Source organism: Ferrovibrio terrae, assembly GCF_007197755.1.
Lineage (GTDB): Bacteria > Pseudomonadota > Alphaproteobacteria > Ferrovibrionales > Ferrovibrionaceae > Ferrovibrio > Ferrovibrio terrae.
The window spans coordinates 193,330-210,768 of record NZ_CP041636.1 but is presented as its reverse complement, the minus strand read 5'-3'; the positions used below and the strand labels follow the sequence as shown (position 1 = coordinate 210,768).

At 64.1% G+C, this 17,439-nt stretch carries 13 protein-coding genes and 1 tRNA gene; 12 read left to right on the top strand and 2 right to left on the bottom strand.

Annotation, left to right across the window (positions count from 1 at the left end):
• Positions 1-231 precede the first annotated feature (231 nt).
• The 12 genes from FNB15_RS00995 to FNB15_RS00940 all read left to right on the top strand — a co-directional run bounded on the left by FNB15_RS00995 (position 232) and on the right by FNB15_RS00940 (position 15,237).
• The gene (locus FNB15_RS00995; protein ID WP_144066921.1) at positions 232-1,794 is read left to right on the top strand and encodes a 2-isopropylmalate synthase; all 1,563 of its coding nucleotides are present in this window, start codon (positions 232-234) and stop codon (positions 1,792-1,794) included.
• Positions 1,795-1,902: 108 nt separating this feature from the next.
• On the top strand, positions 1,903-2,946 hold the full coding sequence (locus FNB15_RS00990; protein WP_144066920.1) for a rod shape-determining protein: 1,044 nt from the start codon (positions 1,903-1,905) through the stop codon (positions 2,944-2,946).
• 37 nt (positions 2,947-2,983) lie between these two features.
• Complete coding sequence (gene mreC / locus FNB15_RS00985; protein WP_144066919.1) at positions 2,984-3,922, top strand: rod shape-determining protein MreC; 939 nt, start codon at positions 2,984-2,986, stop codon at positions 3,920-3,922.
• Between the two features lie 11 nt (positions 3,923-3,933).
• The gene (gene mreD, locus FNB15_RS00980; protein ID WP_144066918.1) at positions 3,934-4,455 is read left to right on the top strand and encodes a rod shape-determining protein MreD; all 522 of its coding nucleotides are present in this window, start codon (positions 3,934-3,936) and stop codon (positions 4,453-4,455) included.
• A 7-nt stretch (positions 4,456-4,462) separates the two neighbouring features.
• Complete coding sequence (gene mrdA, locus FNB15_RS00975; RefSeq protein ID WP_144066917.1) at positions 4,463-6,391, top strand: penicillin-binding protein 2; 1,929 nt, start codon at positions 4,463-4,465, stop codon at positions 6,389-6,391.
• Position 6,392: 1 nt separating this feature from the next.
• Positions 6,393-7,538, top strand: coding sequence for a rod shape-determining protein RodA (gene rodA / locus FNB15_RS00970; RefSeq protein WP_144066916.1), 1,146 nt, complete (start codon positions 6,393-6,395; stop codon positions 7,536-7,538).
• A 126-nt stretch (positions 7,539-7,664) separates the two neighbouring features.
• Positions 7,665-7,740, top strand: a tRNA-Lys gene (locus FNB15_RS00965).
• 257 nt (positions 7,741-7,997) lie between these two features.
• Positions 7,998-9,194 (top strand): ABC transporter substrate-binding protein, encoded by a 1,197-nt coding sequence (locus FNB15_RS00960; protein WP_185973662.1) that lies wholly within the window; start codon positions 7,998-8,000, stop codon positions 9,192-9,194.
• 126 nt (positions 9,195-9,320) lie between these two features.
• Positions 9,321-11,141, top strand: a complete 1,821-nt coding sequence (locus tag FNB15_RS00955) for an SLC13 family permease (RefSeq protein WP_144066915.1) — start codon at positions 9,321-9,323, stop codon at positions 11,139-11,141.
• Between the two features lie 45 nt (positions 11,142-11,186).
• Complete coding sequence (locus tag FNB15_RS00950; protein WP_144066914.1) at positions 11,187-12,158, top strand: magnesium and cobalt transport protein CorA; 972 nt, start codon at positions 11,187-11,189, stop codon at positions 12,156-12,158.
• 66 nt (positions 12,159-12,224) lie between these two features.
• A complete protein-coding gene (locus FNB15_RS00945) occupies positions 12,225-14,456 on the top strand; it encodes a hypothetical protein (RefSeq protein ID WP_144066913.1) in 2,232 nt (743 codons plus the stop codon).
• A gap of 85 nt (positions 14,457-14,541) precedes the next feature.
• Positions 14,542-15,237, top strand: coding sequence for a hypothetical protein (locus FNB15_RS00940; RefSeq protein ID WP_144066912.1), 696 nt, complete (start codon positions 14,542-14,544; stop codon positions 15,235-15,237).
• Between the two features lies 1 nt (position 15,238).
• Here FNB15_RS00940 and FNB15_RS00935 read toward each other — a convergent pair whose 3' ends face one another.
• Positions 15,239-15,736, bottom strand: a complete 498-nt coding sequence (locus tag FNB15_RS00935; RefSeq protein ID WP_144258579.1) for a flavin reductase family protein — start codon at positions 15,734-15,736, stop codon at positions 15,239-15,241.
• 14 nt (positions 15,737-15,750) lie between these two features.
• On the bottom strand, positions 15,751-17,376 hold the full coding sequence (locus FNB15_RS00930; protein WP_185973661.1) for a tetratricopeptide repeat protein: 1,626 nt from the start codon (positions 17,374-17,376) through the stop codon (positions 15,751-15,753).
• Positions 17,377-17,439: the final 63 nt, after the last annotated feature.

The window sequence follows — 17,439 nt, the reverse complement described above, 5'->3', positions numbered from 1 at the left end:
AGCATTAGCAGATTCGGGTTGCGGGACCGGGCGTTCACCCCTTTTTAAGCATGCTTCGGAGAGTATCGCTGCAAGTCTATGTCAGACTTGGGTTTTTCGGCCTTTGCCGTGACCCCGCCGGAGCGTGTAGACTAATGGTTAAAGCATGGAAACAGCGGCAGAATTCCCGCAACGCCAGCCTTTTCAGGTTTGGAGCGGGCGCGTTGCCCGATTCCGAGTATGAGGTCTGACATGACGACAGCAGCAACCGGCAGCGGCCGCGACCGCGTCATCATTTTCGACACCACCCTGCGCGACGGCGAGCAATCGCCCGGCGCCTCGATGAATCTTGAAGAGAAGCTGAAAATTGCGTCCGTGCTGGAAGGCATGGGCGTCGATGTGATCGAGGCCGGTTTCCCGATTGCCTCCAACGGTGACTTCGAAGCCGTGAACGAAATCGCCAAGCGCGTGAAGAACTCTACGGTCTGCGGCCTGAGCCGCGCCGGCAGGAAAGATATCGACCGCGCCTGGGAAGCGCTGAAGCCCGCGAAGAGCGCACGCATCCACACATTCATCTCCACGTCGCCGCTGCACATGAAGTTCAAGCTGCAGATGGAGCCCGAGGCGGTGCATCAGGCGATCATCGACAGCGTGAGCCATGCGCGCAATCTTTGCGACGACGTCGAGTGGAGTTGCGAGGACGGCACGCGCTCGGATCGTGACTTCCTCTGCCGCGTGATCGAGAGCGCCATCAAAGCTGGTGCCACCACGATCAACGTGCCCGACACGGTTGGCTACACCGTGCCGGAGGAATACACGGCGTTGATGCGCTTCCTGATCGAAAACATCCCGAACAGCGATAAAGCCAGGTTTTCCGCGCATTGCCACAACGATCTCGGCCTCGCCGTCGCCAACTCGCTGGCAGCCGTGATCGGCGGCGCGCGCCAGGTGGAATGCACCATCAATGGCCTGGGCGAGCGCGCCGGCAATGCCGCGCTGGAAGAAATCGTGATGGCGCTGCGCACGCGGCCCGATGTGATGCAGTTCGAAACCGGTATCAAGACCACCGACATCATGAAGGCCTCGCGGCTTGTTTCTGCGGTGACGGGCTTCGTCGTGCAGCCGAACAAGGCCATCGTCGGCGCCAATGCCTTCGCGCATGAAAGCGGCATCCACCAGGATGGCATGCTGAAGCATGCCGGCACTTACGAGATCATGACGCCGGAATCGGTTGGCCTGAATCGTTCGACGCTCGTGATGGGCAAGCATTCCGGCCGCCATGCCTTCCGCAAGAAGCTGGAAGAGCTTGGCTTCAATCTGGCCGAGAACCAGCTGAACGATGCCTTTGGCCGCTTCAAGGATCTGGCCGACCGCAAGAAGGAAGTCTTCGACGAGGATCTGGTTGCGCTGGTGGATGACACCGTGGCGCATGACAGCCATCGCATCCGCTTCGTGTCGCTGCAGGTGGTCGCCGGTTCGAAGGAGCCGCAGAGCGCCGAGCTGGAACTGGAAATCGACGGCGCCGTCAAAGCGGTCAAGGCGACCGGCAACGGCCCGGTCGATTCGATTTTCAATGCGATCAAGGCCCTGTTCCCGCACACGGTCAACCTGCAGCTCTACCAGGTGCATGCCGTGACCCAGGGCACCGACGCCCAGGCCGAAGTGACGGTGCGGCTGGAGGAAAGCGGCAAGACGGTGAACGGTCAGGCTTCCGATGCAGACACGCTGGTGGCGAGTTGCCGGGCCTATATTCACGCACTCAACAAACTGCTGGTGAAGCGGGAAAAGACCGCTCCGGCAGCGATGAGCGCCTGAGGGGAATAAAGCCGGCGGTAGCCGGGAATTTAGGGGGGCTGGGGGTTGCGCTATTCCGGTTCCAGAGGCGATAACGGCGCGATTTTACGCTGGTGAGGGTACTTCTCGATGTTCTCGCGTTTGATGGGCTTCATGTCGGCCGATATGGCCATTGATCTGGGCACGGCGAATACGCTGGTCTACGTCAAGGGCCGAGGCATCGTGCTGAATGAACCGTCCGTGGTGGCAATCGCCAATAACCGCGGCAAAAAGCAGGTTCTGGCCGTCGGCGACGAAGCCAAACAGATGCTGGGCCGCACGCCGGGCAACATCGAAGCCATCCGTCCCTTACGCGACGGCGTCATCGCCGATTTCGAAGTGGCGGAGGAAATGATCAAGCATTTCATCCGCAAGGTTCACAACCGCCGCAGCTTCGCTTCGCCGCAGGTCATCATCTGCGTGCCGTCGGGCTCCACCGCGGTCGAGCGTCGCGCCATCATGGACTCGGCCGAGTCCGCCGGTTCGCGCCGCGTCTTTCTGATTGAAGAGCCGATGGCTGCGGCGATCGGCGCCGGCCTGCCGGTCACCGAGCCGACTGGCTCGATGGTGGTCGATATCGGCGGCGGCACCACCGAGGTGGCCGTGCTCTCGCTGGGCGGCATCGTCTATTCGCGCAGCGTGCGTGTCGGTGGCGACAAGATGGACGAAGCCATCATCGCCTATATCCGCCGCAACCATAACCTGCTGGTGGGCGAGGCCTCGGCCGAGCGCATCAAGAAGCAGATCGGCTCGGCTGCGCCGCCGGAAGACGGCAATGGCCTGTCGATGGAAATAAAGGGCCGCGATCTGATGAACGGCGTGCCGAAGGAACTGGTGATCAACCAGCGCCAGATCGCCGAAAGCCTGGCCGAACCGGTCGGCGCCATCGTCGAAGCCGTGAAGGTCGCGCTGGAACACACCGCACCGGAACTGGCCGCCGACATCGTCGACAAGGGCATTGTGCTCACCGGCGGCGGCGCGCTGCTGGGCAATCTCGACCTCGTGCTGCGCCATGCCACCGGCCTGCCGGTTTCGATTGCCGACGAGCCGCTCTCCTGCGTGGCGCTTGGCACCGGCCGTGCGCTGGAAGAAATGAAGACGCTGAAGCACGTTCTGTATAACCCGCCGTATTGATCGCGGCGGACAGCCGGGAAGGGGCTGACGGGGACGCATGGCAAGACGCACCGGACGCAGTGCCTGGATCGCAGCGCCTATTCGCGCGCTGTTGCAGCGTTTTGCGTTCCTGCTTCTGCTCGCCTCTGCCGTCGGCCTGATCCTGCTCAGTCGTATCGACCGTCCGGTGGTCGAACGTTCCCGCGCCCTGGTCGCCGATGTGTTCGAACCGATCCTGAGCGCCGTGGCGCAGCCGGTCAGCGTGGTCAATGCCGCGATCGGCTGGGTCGACGACATCCTCTTCGTGCATGAAGAGAACTTCCGCCTGCGCACCGAAAACGCCCGCCTGCTGCAGTGGCAGGAAGTCGCCCGCCGTCTGGAGCAGGACAATGCCAGCATGCGTCGTTTGCTGGCTGCCGGTCCCGATCTCACCAACCGCTTCGTCACCGGCCGTGTGATCGCCGATGGCGGCGGCAGCTTCGTGCGCACCGCGCTGCTCAATATCGGCGCCAAGGATGGCGTGAAGAAGGGCCAGGCCGTGATCGGCGAGGGCGGCTATGTCGGCCGCGTCGCTGAAGTAGGCTATCGTGCCTCGCGCATCCTGCTGCTGACCGACCTCAATTCACGTCTGCCCGTGATGCTGCAGGAAGGCGGCCATCGCGCCGTGCTGACCGGCGACAACTCGCCGTTCCCGCGCCTGGAATATCTCTCCGGCGCCGCCAAGCCGGCCGTCGGCATGCATATCGTCACTTCGGGCGATGGCGGCCAGTTTCCGGTCGGCATTCCGGTCGCGGAAATCACCTCGGTCGATGGCGGCGTGCGCGTGCGCCCGCTGGTCGATCTCGGCCGCCTGGATTTCCTGCGCGTGATGCAATTCGATGAAACCCGCGTGGAAGCCGAAGATCCGGCCGCCGTGATGCCGCCGTTGCTACCCCAGGCATCGTCCCCGGCATCATCGCCCCAAGCGTCGCCGGCGCCCGCGCCCAAGAAACCTTAAGGAGCGGCGGAATGTCCGCGCTGCTTCGCCAGACCAGCCGCCGCGTCCGCGCCCTGCTGCCGATCCTCAGCAGCGTGACCCTGGTGCTGATCGGGCTGATGCCCATCGGCCTGCCGCATTTCGACAATGTCGCACCCGCCTTTGCCCTGATGGCGGTGTTCTACTGGAGCATCTTCCGCTCCGATCTCATGACCATGATCGGCGCCTTCATGATCGGTCTGCTGCTCGATCTGCTGTCGGCGGGGCCGCTCGGCCTGAACGTGCTGGCGTTGGTGCTGGTGCATGAACTCGGCATGGCGCAGCGCAAGGTGTTTCTCGGCTCGTCCTTCATGGTCAACTGGGCGGCCTTCGCCCTCGTGGTCGGCGCGGTGCTGCCGGCCGGCTGGGCTGTCGTTTCGCTGCTGCACTGGCGCCTGCTGCCGACCGCGCCGCTGCTCGCGCAGCTGCTGCTGTCGCTGACGCTGTATCCGGCGGTCTACTGGGTGCTGAGCCGCCTTGAGCGCCGCTGGTTGCGCGCTTCCGTCACGGCCTGAGGCAGCGATGGCGATCAACCGGCGCGACAACGATCTGCAGCGGGTGTTTACCCGCCGCGCCCTGCTGCTCGGCACTGCGCAGCTCGGCATGTTCGGCGCGCTGGTCGGCCGGCTCTATTACCTGCAGGTGATGGAATCGCACAAATACCATCTGCTCGCCGAGGAAAACCGCATCAACATGCGGCTGCTGTCGCCGCGGCGCGGCCGTGTGCTGGATCGCTTCGGCGTGGAGCTCGCCTCCAACCGTCGCAATTACCGCGTCATGATCGTGGCCGAGCAGACCCGCAATGTCGACGCGACACTGGAAGCGCTGTCGAAGCTGATCCAGGTCGATGATACGCAGCGCGCCCGCGTGAAGCGCGAGATCGAGCGGCGGCGCAAGTTCGTGCCGGTCGTGGTGGCCGAGAACCTGTCCTGGGATGATTTCGCCAAGATCAACCTGCATTCGCCGGACCTGCCCGGCGTACAGCTCGATGTCGGCGAGACACGCGACTATCCCTATGCGCATACCTTCAGCCATGTCGTCGGCTATGTCGGCGCGGTGGCCGAGAATGAACTCGGCGATGATCCGCTGCTGGAACTGCCGGGCTTCCGCATCGGCAAGAGCGGCGTGGAGAAGGTGTATGACGAACGTCTGCGCGGTCGTGCCGGCCACAGCCAGATCGAGGTGAATGCCTATGGCCGCGCAATCCGCGAACTGGAACGCTATAACGGCCAGCAGGGCGACGATATCGTTCTGACCATCGATGCCGATCTGCAGCGTTATGCGCAGGAGCGTTTCGGCGAGGACAGCGGCGCCGCCGTGGTGATCGATATCCATTCCGGCGAGATTCTCGCCCTGGTGTCCAATCCCGGCTACGATCCGAACTGGTTCAACGTCGGCATCACCGGGCCTCAGTGGCGCCAGCTGAGCAACGACAAATACAAACCGCTGATCAACAAGGCGATCGCGGGGCAGTATCCGCCGGGCTCGACCTACAAGATGCTGGTCGGCATAGCGGCGCTGGAATCGGGGAACATGACGCCGGAGACACGCGTCTTCTGCCCCGGCCATATGGAATTCGGCAACAACACCTTCCATTGCTGGAAGAAGGGCGGCCATGGCACGATGAATTTCGTGTCGGCGCTGGAGGAAAGCTGCGACGTCTATTTCTACGAAGCCGCCAAACGCACCGGCGTCGACAAGATTGGCGAGATTGCCAGGAAACTCGGCCTGGGTGATTTTACCGGCATCGACCTGACCGGCGAGCGGCGCGGCATCATCCCGTCCAAGGCCTGGAAGCAGGGCGCGCTCGGTCAGCCCTGGCATCCGGGCGAGAATCTCGTGATCGGCATCGGCCAGGGGTATGTCACCACCACGCCGCTGCAGCTTGCCGTGATGGCGGCACGCCTGGCCAACGGGGGGTATGCCGTACCGCCGCGCATCGTGCGCAAGGAGGAGGGTTTTGGTCCTGCCGCCGACCAGCGCCCGGCTTCGCAGCGCTGGCCCAGCCTCAATCTCAAGCGCGAGCAGCTCGATCTGGCGCTCGAAGGCATGATCCGCGTCACCGCCCCGCCGCGCGGCACCGCTGCGGGCGCGCGCATCATGCAGGCCCAATATGCCATGGCGGGCAAGACCGGTTCGAGCCAGGTGCGCCGCATCAGCCGGCTGGAGCGCGAAACCCGCGTGCGCAAGAATGAAGAAAAGCCTTGGGAAGAGCGCGATCATGCACTCTTCGTCGCCTTTGCGCCGATCAGCGCACCGCGCTATGCCTGCGCCGTGATCATCGAACACGGCGGGTCCGGCGCCAAGGCCGCCGCGCCGGTGGCGCGCGACATCATGCTGGAATGCCAGAAACTGGATCCGTCGCGCAAGCCGCGTTCGGCGCCCGGCCCGACTACCGCATCCGGCATCACGCCGCCCACCGCGCCGGGCGCCACGAAAGCCGGGGGCTGAGATGGCCTACTGGTCCAACCGCAACGACACCTCGCTCGGCCGCAAGCTGCGCGACGTCAACTGGGGACTGGTGCTGCTGATCACCGTGATCGCCAGCCTCGGCTTCACCGCCCTGTATTCGGCCGCCGGCGGGGATATCGATCCCTGGGCCGACCGGCAGATGGCGCGTTTCGCCATCGGCCTCGTCATCATGGTGGTGATCGCGGTGACCGATATCCGCGTCTGGATGCGGTTGTCTTATGTGGTCTATGCCATCGGCGTGATCCTGCTCATCGCCGTCGAACTGGTCGGCCGCATCGGCATGGGTGCGCAGCGCTGGCTCGATCTCGGCGTCGTGCATGTGCAGCCATCCGAGATCATGAAGATCGCCATGGTGCTGACACTGGCGCGCTATTTCCATGGCCTGTCGTATGAGGATACCGGTCGCATTCGCTGGCTGGTGCTGCCGCTCGCCATCGTGCTGGTGCCGGTGGCGCTGGTGATCAAGCAGCCTGATCTCGGCACTGCCATGCTGCTGCTGGCCTCGTCGGGCGCCGTCTTCTTTTTTACCGGTGTGCGTGCCTGGAAATTCCTGCTGGTGATCGCCGGCGGTGGCGCGGCGCTGCCGATCGCGTGGAATTTCCTGCACGACTACCAGAAGCGCCGCGTGCTCACCTTCATGAACCCCGAGCAGGATCCGCTCGGCTCGGGTTATCACATTCTTCAGTCGAAGATTGCACTGGGGTCTGGCGGCTTCTCCGGCAAGGGCTTCATGCAGGGCACACAGAGCCATCTCAGCTTCCTGCCCGAGAAGCAGACCGACTTCATCTTCACCATGTTCGCAGAAGAGCATGGTCTGATCGGCGCGCTGGTGCTGATCGCGCTCTATATCCTGCTGATCGCCTATGGCTACGCCATCGCGCTGCGCTCGCGCAGCCAGTATGGCCGCCTGCTGGCCGGTGGTCTCACCACCATGCTGTTCCTCTATGTCTTCATCAACATCGCCATGGTGTCCGGTCTGGTGCCGGTGGTAGGGGTGCCGCTGCCGCTGTTTTCCTATGGCGGCACGGCGATGATGACGCTGCTGGTCGGCATCGGCCTGCTGGTGAACGTCTACGTGCATCGCGACGTGGAAATCCCGCGCCACATGAGCGGGCCGCTGAGCTGATTTCCCTGGGCTGATTTCTTGCCGAATCGGTTGATTTAAGCCCTTGAGCGGGAAACACAATTTCCCTTAGCCATAGCCCTTGCAATTCCAGCGAATCCGGGTATTTTCGCGCCTCGTTTTGAGACTGGGCGCATAGCTCAGTTGGTAGAGCAGCTGACTCTTAATCAGCGGGTCCCAGGTTCGAGCCCTGGTGCGCCCACCAGTCTTGAAACACATGCGGCGCCTTCGGGCGCCGTTTGTGTTTGTGCCGTCTCTCGTGCGGCTTGCATCGAACCATATGCAGTTGACGCCGACTGGTTCGCCGCGTTCCACATACCAGATAAAAGCTGCATAAACACCGAAGTGAATTACGCCTCGGTAACCTGCATGCTTCACGCAGCCGTGCGCGGAATCTGACTCGCTCACGGCGGAAATTTCGATTACGCCTGACATTCCATAAAAAATCTCAGGAGGAATGTCGTGCAGAATCCCTCTCTCCGTATCAGTGCTGCTGTCAGCGCAGCTTTGCTGTTTGCCGCCGCGCCTGCTTTTGCGCAGGGCGTGAAGATCGGCGTGCTCAACGACCAGTCCGGTGTCTATGCCGATTACGGCGGCAAGTGGTCGGTCGAGGCCGCCAAGATGGCGATCGAGGATTTCGGTGGCAGTGTGCTGGGCGGCAAGATCGAACTGATCTCGGCCGATCACCAGAACAAGCCCGACCTCGGCTCGTCGATTGCGCGCCAGTGGTACGACACCGATGGCGTCGACATGATCACCGAACTCACCACCTCCTCGGTGGCGCTCGCAGTGCATGAACTGTCAAAGGCCAAGAAGAAGATCGACATCGTGGTCGGCGCCGCCACCTCGCGCATCACCGGCGATTCCTGCCATCCGCACGGCTTCCACTGGGCCTACGACACCCGTGCGCTGGCGGTCGGCACCGGCGGCGCACTGACCAAGGCCGGCGGCGACAGTTGGTTCTTCCTCACCGCCGACTATGCCTTCGGCTATCAGCTGGAAGAAGACACCGCGAAGATCGTCACTGCGTCTGGCGGCAAGGTGCTGGGCGCGGTGAAGCATCCGCTCAACGCCACCGACTTCGCGTCCTTCCTGTTGCAGGCGCAGGCGTCGAAGGCCAAGGTGGTCGGCCTGGCCAATGCGGGCAACGACACCATCAACTCGATCAAGCAGGCGGCGGAATTCGGCATCACGTCGGGTGGCCAGAAGCTGGCGGGCCTGCTCACCACCCTGGCGGAAGTGCATGGCCTCGGCCTGCAGGCTGGCCAGGGCCTGGTGGTGACCGAGGGCTATTACTGGGACAACGACGCGAAGTCGCGTGAATTCGGCGAGCGTTTCATGAAGCGTACCGGTCGCATGCCAAACATGATTCAGGCCGGTACTTACTCCGCCACGCTGTCGTATCTCAAGGCGGTGAAAGCCGCCAACAGCAAGGATGCCGATGCGGTGGCCAGGAAGCTGAAGGAACTGCCGGTCGACGACTTCTTCGGCCAGGGCGGCAAGGTGCTGGCCAATGGCCGTATGGTGCATGACATGTATCTCTTCGAGGTGAAGAAGCCCTCGGAGAGCAAGCGGCCGTTCGACTATTACAAGAAGCTCGCCACCATTCCGGGCGAGCAGGCCTTCTTCAAGCTGGAAGACAGCGGCTGCAAGCTCTGATCCGTTATTGATGCGGGTGGCGGCGATTCGATCCCCGCCACCCGATTTATCCCGGTATTCTGCCGTCTGGGGAACGCGGAACGGGGCTGGGCCGTTGTACCGGGCCACCATAGCCCGGATATTCCCGTGACCCTGCCCCAAGCCCTGTCCTTCGGTCTGATTGCAGTCATTGTCGGACTGTTCATCTGGAACCGCTTTCGCTTCGACCTTGTCGCCCTGTTCGGGCTGCTGGCGGCGCTGGCGCTCGGCGTCGTCCCGGCCGACAAGGCGTTTTCCGGGTTCAGCGACCAGGTCGTGGTGCTGGTAGCTTCGGCGCTGGTGATCAGCGCCGGCGTCGGCCAGTCGACTCTGATCGGCCGGATGGTGCGCAAATGCGAGCCGTATCTCACCACCATCACGCTGCAGGTCGCTGCGCTCGCCTTCGCCACCACGGTGATGTCGGCCTTCATGAAGAATATCGGCGCGCTGGCCATCCTGCTGCCGGTCGCTATCCAGATGGCGCGCCGCAGCGAGACGCCGGTCTCCTACCTGCTGATGCCGATGGCTTTCGGCTCGCTGATCGGCGGTGTCGTCACCCTGATCGGCACCTCGCCGAATATCCTGGTGTCGCGTGTCCGCGCCGAACTGACCGGCCAGCCTTTCGAGATGTTCGATTTCGCACCGGTCGGTCTCGGCATTGCCGTGGCCGGCCTGCTGTTTCTGGTGGTCGGATGGCGTCTGCTGCCGGGGAACCGCACGCCGCCATCTTCCGCAGAGCAGGCCTTCGAGACCGATCCCTATCTGACCGAGGTGCGCGTCGGCGAGAAATCGACCCTGGTAGACAAGACGGTCGGCGACCTTGAGGCACTGGGCGAGGGCGATGTAGAGGTCGTCGCGATTATCCGCGAGAAGCATCACCGGTATACACCCGCCTGGCATTGGCAGCTGTTCGCTGACGACATCCTGGTGGTGCGCGCCGAGGCGGTGGCGCTGCGCAAGCTGATCGACGAAGCCAAGCTCGATCTGCGCGCCACCGAAGATCCGGATCGCGATGCAAGAACGCCGAAGGAGGGCGCCGAAGAGAAGAACACGCGCGGCGAGCCGCCCAGGGACATGGGCGTGGTCGAAGCCGTGGTGACAGGTGAATCGTCGCTGATCGGCGCATCGGCGCGGTCCTTGCGCCTGCGCGAACATCAGGGATTGAGCCTTTTGGCGATCAGCCGCTCGGGCCAGCCGCTGAACCGGCGTCTCAGCCAGATACGCTTCCAGGCTGGCGACGTGCTGGTACTGCAGGGCCCGGCTGAAACCCTGGCAGACTCACTCCGCAATCTCGCCTGCCTCCCGCTGCTGGATCGCTCCATTGGCTTCGGTCGCAAGCGGCAGGAATATCTGCCGATTGTGTTGCTGGTGGTGGCGATGTTGCTGGTGGCCTTCAAGCTGGTGCCGGTCACCACGGCCTTCTTCGGCGGGGCCGTGCTGATGGTCGCTTTCCGCGTGCTGTCGCTGAAGGAAGCCTATGAGGCTGTCGATATTCCGATCATCGTGCTGATGGCCTGCCTGATTCCGATCAGCGACTCGATCAGCAGGACCGGCGGCGCCGAACTGATCGCCGGCATCCTGGCCATCGCGGCGGATGCGCTGCCGCCGGTGGGGGCGCTGGCGCTGATGATGGGCAGCGCCATGCTGTTGACGCCGTTCCTCAACAATGCGGCGACCGTGCTGATCATGGGCCCCATCGGCGCCAGCCTGGCGCAGAAACTCGGTCTCCAGCCTGATCCCTTCCTGATGGCGGTGGCGCTGGGTGCGGCCTGCGATTTCCTTACCCCCATCGGGCACCAGTGCAACACGCTGGTGATGGGGCCGGGCGGTTATCGCTTTGGCGACTACTCGCGGCTCGGAATGCCGCTGTCATTCCTCGTTCTGGTGGTTGGCACCCTGCTGATCCCGATCTTCTGGCCGCTGAAGTAAGGCGGGTGATATGATGCCGGGCAAATTCGGACCGGGAGTTGGGGTATGAAGGGTGTGGTGGCCTGCGCGGCCTATGGCGATGGCACGCGTCTGGGTGAGGTGCCATTCGAATCCTGCGGCACTGCCGTGCCGCCGGAAGCGGATTTTGTCTGGATTGGCCTTCACGAGCCCGAGCCGGCGGCGCTGAAAGTGCTGCAGCAGCAGTTCGGCCTGCATCCGTTGGCCATCGAGGATGCCGAGCGCGCCCACCAGCGCCCCAAGCTGGACATCTATGGCGAGAGCATCTTCGTGGTGCTGCGTACGGTGCGGCTGGTCGATGGCATCCCGGAATACGGCGAAACGCATGTTTTTGTCGGCAAGGGCTACGTCATCTCCGTTCGCCATGGCGCATCCTCCTCTTATGCGGAAGTGCGCGGCAAGCTGGAAAGCAAGCCCGAGATGCTGCGGCTCGGCGAATCGGCAGCGCTGCATGCCATCATCGATTTCGTGACCGACAACTTCTTTCCGGTCATCGACGACATACAGAACGAACTCACCGAGATCGAAACCCATGTGCTGGATGAGACGCTGGACCGTAAGAGCATCGAGCGGCTGTATCATCTGCGGCGGCAACTGCTCGGCATGCGGGGAACCGTGCTGCCGCTGCTGGAGGTCAGCAACCGGCTGAGCCGGCTCGATCTGCCGATGATGGCGCCTGAACTGCGGCCCTATTTCGGCGACGTGCACGACCATGTGCAGCGCGTGGCCGAGGCGATCACCGATCTGCGTGATGCCGCCGCTGCCGCCTTCGAGGCTGAAATCCTGCTGGCCAACACACGGCAGAATGATGTGGTGCGCCAGCTTGCTGCCTGGGCGGCAATCCTGGCCGTACCCACGGCCATTGCCGGCATTTACGGGATGAACTTCGAGCATATGCCCGAACTGCGCTGGGCCTATGGCTATCCCATGGTACTGGCCGGCATTGTTGCGGCCTGCGGATTCCTGTACTGGCGCTTCCGACGCAGCGGTTGGCTCTGATTCGACAATTGGCAGCCATCAGTCCCGGCTATATCCTCGGGTTGTATCGTGTTCCAGGAGGCTGCAATGGCTGAGGCGCAGACTGATCAGACCGGCACCCGGCTGGCCGAGCGGCCGCAACAGGAGAATCCGCATCGCTGGCGCTTCTTCCGTGCCGGCGGCTTCGATCAGCTTCGCATCGAAAATGGCGACGACCTCAAGCATCTTTCGGGTCTCGACCAGAAACTCTGGCTCGCGCTCAGTTGCCCGATCAAGGGCATCGATTTCGACCGCCGCACGCTGGAACTGATCGACGGCGACCACGACGGCCGCATCCGCGCGCTCGAATTGCTGGCTGCGGTGAACTGGACCTGCCGCATGGTGCGCGACGCCAATGTGCTGTTCGCCGGCCATAGCGAACTGCCGCTCAGCGCCATCGATGACAACCATGAAGATGGCGCACGCATCCTGGCTTCGGCCCGGCGCATCCTGACCAATATCGGCAAAGGCGATGCCGGCGCGATCAGCCCGGAAGAGGCCGCCGATGTGGGCCGTATCTTTGGTAAGACGCAGTTCAACGGCGACGGCGTCGTGCCGCCGTCTGCCGCCGGCGAAGATGTCGACACCGCCCAGGTGATGAAGGACATCATGAAGCTGGTCGGCGAAAAACCGGACCGCGGCGGTGAAACCGGCATCGGCAAGGACGAGACCGATGCTTTTTTCACTGCACTCGATGCCTATCTTGCCTGGTGGGATGAGGCGCTGGCCAAGCCGGACATCCTTCCCCTGGGCGAGGGCACGCTGCCGGCCGTCGAGGCTGTGCAGAAACTCGCCACCAAGCTGGATGACTATTTCTTCCGCTGCCGGCTCGCCGCTTACGATCCCGTATCCGGCGCCGCGCTGAATGCCGACGACAAGGATTTCGCGGCCGTCGCCGATGCCGATCTGTCGGCCGGTGCCGTGGCCGTTACCGCCTTTCCGCTGGCGCGCATCGAAGCTGAACGCCCGTTGCCGCTGGGTCAGGGCGTCAATCCGGCCTGGGCCGCCGATGTGGCGCGTCTGCGCGACGCCGCCGTGGCGCCATTGCTGGAAGGCGAACGCGGCACGCTCAGCGAGACCGAATGGCGCGATCTGCAGGCGCGTCTCGCGCCCGCGACGGACTGGCTCAAGCGCAAGGCCGGCATGCTGGTCGAACCGCTCGGCGTTTCCCGCCTGCGTGCGATCAGGCAAAGCGGCGCGCAGCAGAAGATCGTCGCGCTGATCGAAAAGGATGCCGCGCTGGCGCCGGAATTTGAAGCCATCGCCTCGGTCGAGACGCTGGCGCGTTATGTGCGCGACCTGGTGCCGCTGCTCAACAACTTCGTTGCCTTCAAGGATTTCTACACCCGGCGCGGCAAGGCGATGTTCCAGGTCGGCACGCTGTTCATCGATGGCCGCTCCTGCGACCTCTGCATTGCGGTCGACGATCCGGCCAAGCATGCAACACTGGCCGTGCTCAGTCGCATCTACCTGCTGTATTGCGAATGCACGCGGCGCGGGGCGGATGGCAAGCCGACCAATGAAAAGATGACGATTGCGGCCGCCATTACCGCGGGTGATGCCGACCAGCTGATGGTGGGGCGGAACGGTGTGTTCTACGACCGCAGCGGCCACGACTGGGATGCCGTGGTGATCCGGATCGTCAGCCATCCAATTTCGATCCGCGAAGCCTTCTGGCTGCCGTTCAAGAAGGTCGGCAAGTTTCTCGGCGAGCAGGTCGAGAAATTCGCCGCCGCGCGGTCCAAGGCCAGCGAGCAGCAGATGACCACCCAGCTGCTGCAAACCGGCACGCAGGCGATCTCGGGCCAGCCGGCCCCTGCAGCCCCCGCTGCGCAGCAGCAGGCATTCGACGCAGGCAAGTTCGCCGGCATTTTCGCGGCCATCGGTCTGGCCATCGGCGCCATCGGCACGGCGCTGGCCACGGTGGTCACCGGCTTCCTCAATCTCGCCTGGTGGCAGATTCCGCTGGCGGTGATCGGTGTGGTGTTGCTGATCTCCGGCCCGTCGATGGTCATCGCGGCGATGAAACTGCGGCAGCGCAATCTCGGCCCGCTGCTGGATGCCAATGGCTGGGCGGTGAATGCGCGTGCGCTGATCAATATTCCCTTCGGCGGCAGCCTGACGCATCTGGCGAAACTGCCGCCCGGTTCGGAGCGGGCGCTGACCGATCCCTATGCCGAGAAGCGTCAGCCCTGGGGTTTCTATCTCTTCCTCGGCGTACTGGCTGGAGTCGCGCTGGCCGGCTGGCGCTACGGGTGGTGGGCCCGCCTGCTCGGTTAACCATTACCGAGTCTCAAGCAGGATCCGGGTCTTAAAGCGGAGACTCTGGCGCTTTTGGCCGCTAAAATATGGCCAGAGACAGGCCATGACCCTTAACCCGCGCTTCTTCAGCCCCATCGGTACGCTGCGGCATGCCGACCGACTGGGCTTCCTGACCCAGGATGTCCGTGCCGCCGGCACGGTGCTGGGCTTTTTCGGCGCGGCTGCCGCACTGGGCGCGCGGCCGGATGAACTCGCACTGCTGGTCTGCCGCCGTCACGGCCCGAACGATCTGCATCGCCAGATCGTGCTGGTCTTCCACAAGGATCCAAATTTCGCCGATCACCTCGGCCGCATCTACAAGGCGCATAACCGGCCGCTCGGCTTTGAGGCACAGCGGCGCTGGTGCGCCATCCCGGAGCCGTCCTTCCTGCCGGATGAAACCTTCGCGCTGCTGGCAGCACGTTTCCCGACGCTGCTGCTGATCGAGGAACTGCCGGACGGGCGCAGCGACATCGCCGTCTATGCCTCGGCCGGCTTCAAGGAGCATCCCAAGCTGAAGCTGGCGCCGCTCGGCCAGCCGCGGCCAGCCGCGAAGGTTACGCCGCTGCCGCGTCGCGCGCCGCAGCCAGCCCCGCGGCCATCGTCGCGCCCTGCTGTCCAGGAGACGAAGCGGGCCGCACCGGTGGTGCCCCTGCGTCCGCGCAAGCTGAAAAGCACCGTCGCGCTGAATGAAGCGGTGGAACGCCAGGTCGTGAACGAGTTTCGCCGCCTGCTGCAGGCGGTCTCGCACTACAGCTGATTTACTCGACCAGCGGCCCGGTGCACATGTAGGTGCCGTCCTGGTAGACCAGCGGTGCCACGTCCGCGCGGCAGACCGCACTGGTCACCCGCCCGATGCAGACCGAATGCGTGCCATAGGCATGCAGGGCCTCGATCTCGCAGAAGATATTCGCCTGCGCGTCCGCCAGATAGGGCACGCCCTCGGCATTGTTCAGCCAGTCGCCCTCGTTGAAGCGGATATCGCCTTCCATCCCGCCGGCAAACACTTCCGACAGACGCTGCTGGCTGCAATGCAGCAGGTTGATGCACAGCCGCCGGCCCAGGCCGAGCTGGGCATGCAGCGCCGCCGAACGGTTGACGCAGGCCAGCACCGCCGGCGGATCGGCCGAGACCGAGGTCACCGCCGTGGCGGTCATGCCATGGCGGCTGCCATTCTCGGCGGTGGTGGAGAGCACCGTGACGGTGGCGGCCAGCCGCCGCATGGCGGCCTTGAAAGCGCTGTTGAGCTCGGGTGTCATGTCCAAGATGTAGTTCAGGAAAAGCGCTGCTTCAATTCGGCAGCCACGTTTTCCGCCAGGCTGCCCCAGTCGCCGGATTTCGGCTGACGCAGCAGGCGGGCGGTCGGATACCACGGCGTGGTCTCGCCGTTGCGGGTCCAGTACCAGTGCGGCGAGATGCCGTGATGCAGCAGGATCAGCGTCGGTTTGCCCAGCGCAGCCGCCATATGCGCGGTGGTGTTGCTGGTGGAGACCACGACATCCATCGCCGCCACCTGGGCGGCAAAGGCATCCAGGTCCTTCAGCTGGTCGATGGCCGCGTCGGCGATCACGTCGACGCCATGCGCCTGTTTCACGGCGTCGCGGTCGGCCGCGCGGTTGCCGTATTGCAGATCGACGAAGCGCGGGCCGGGCAGGGTGAGGAACGGCGCGAAATCGGTCAGCTTGGCCGACTTGGGCGCGCCCAGTTTGGGGCTGCCGCTGTGCCAGGCGATGCCGACCAGCGGCTGGCTGGTGCCGTCCTGATATTGCGCACGGAGGCCGGCAGCGCGATTGACATCGGCGCGGATCGGCAATGCGCCGGTGCAGTCGGCGGGTGAGTTACGGAATACGCGCGCGAGGTCGAACAGCGTTGCCTGCATGGCAAGGTCGGCCGCGGCAAAGCGCGGATGCGGCGGATTGGCGCGGCCATGCGCCTCGATGCCGGGGAAGCTGCGCTGCAGGATCGGGATCATACGCGGGTCGCATTCGATCACCGGGGTAATGCCGCGGGCCAGCAGCTCGGGCAGTACACTCCATAGCACGAGCGATTCACCGACGCCCTGTTCGGTGAACAGCAGCAGGGTCTGGCCCGGCGCCAGCGCCTCGCCCTTCCAGAAGGGCAGCGTGAACGGACGTTTGTCGATCTCGGTTTCGGCCAGGCTCCAGCGCGCCTCGAAATGCGGCCAGGCCTCGCGATAGCGGCCATCCACCATCAGCGCCACGGCGTAGCGGTTATGCGCCTCGCCATAGCCGGGGCGTTCGCGCCAGCCACGCTCATACCACTGCATGGCACCGTCGAGATCGTTACCCGCGCGCGCGATGTCGCCCAGCAGCAGATGGGTTTCGGCGGCACCGCCATCGGCCGGCTTGATGCGGGCAGTCAGGCTCGCCGTGTAGGCAGCTTCGGCGCCCTTGAGATCGTTCAGCGCCGACAGCGCCATGCCGAGATTGCGTTGCGCCATGCCGATCTCGGGATTGAGCTTCACGGCTTTCTTCAGCACCTCGGCGGCGCCGGGGTGATCTTCCTGATCGAGCAGCACCGCCCCCAGATTGTTCAGCGCATCGACAAAGTCAGGCTTCAGCCTGAGTGCCGCGCGATATTCGGCAATCGCTTCCTCGCGACGCTGGAGCTGACGCAGCAGGTTGCCGCGGTTGCTGTGCGCCTCGGCGTAATTGGGGTTGAGGCGCAGCGCCTCGTCCTGGCTCGCCATGGCCAGATCGGTCAGGCCCTGCATCCGCAGCAGTTCGCCGAGATTGTTGTGGTAGAGCGGCTGGCCCGGGTTGAGCGTGATGGCCATGCGCAGCAGGCTGATCGCTTCGTCGTTGCGGCCGGCGGCATGGGCCTGCAGCGCCTGATCATTGAAGCGATTAGCCTCGCGCTGCACCTCTGGCGCCGGCACCGGGCCCGCCGGGGCCTGAGCGGTACCCACCGGCTGTTTGCCGGCCGTTTTTTCCTGCGCCCG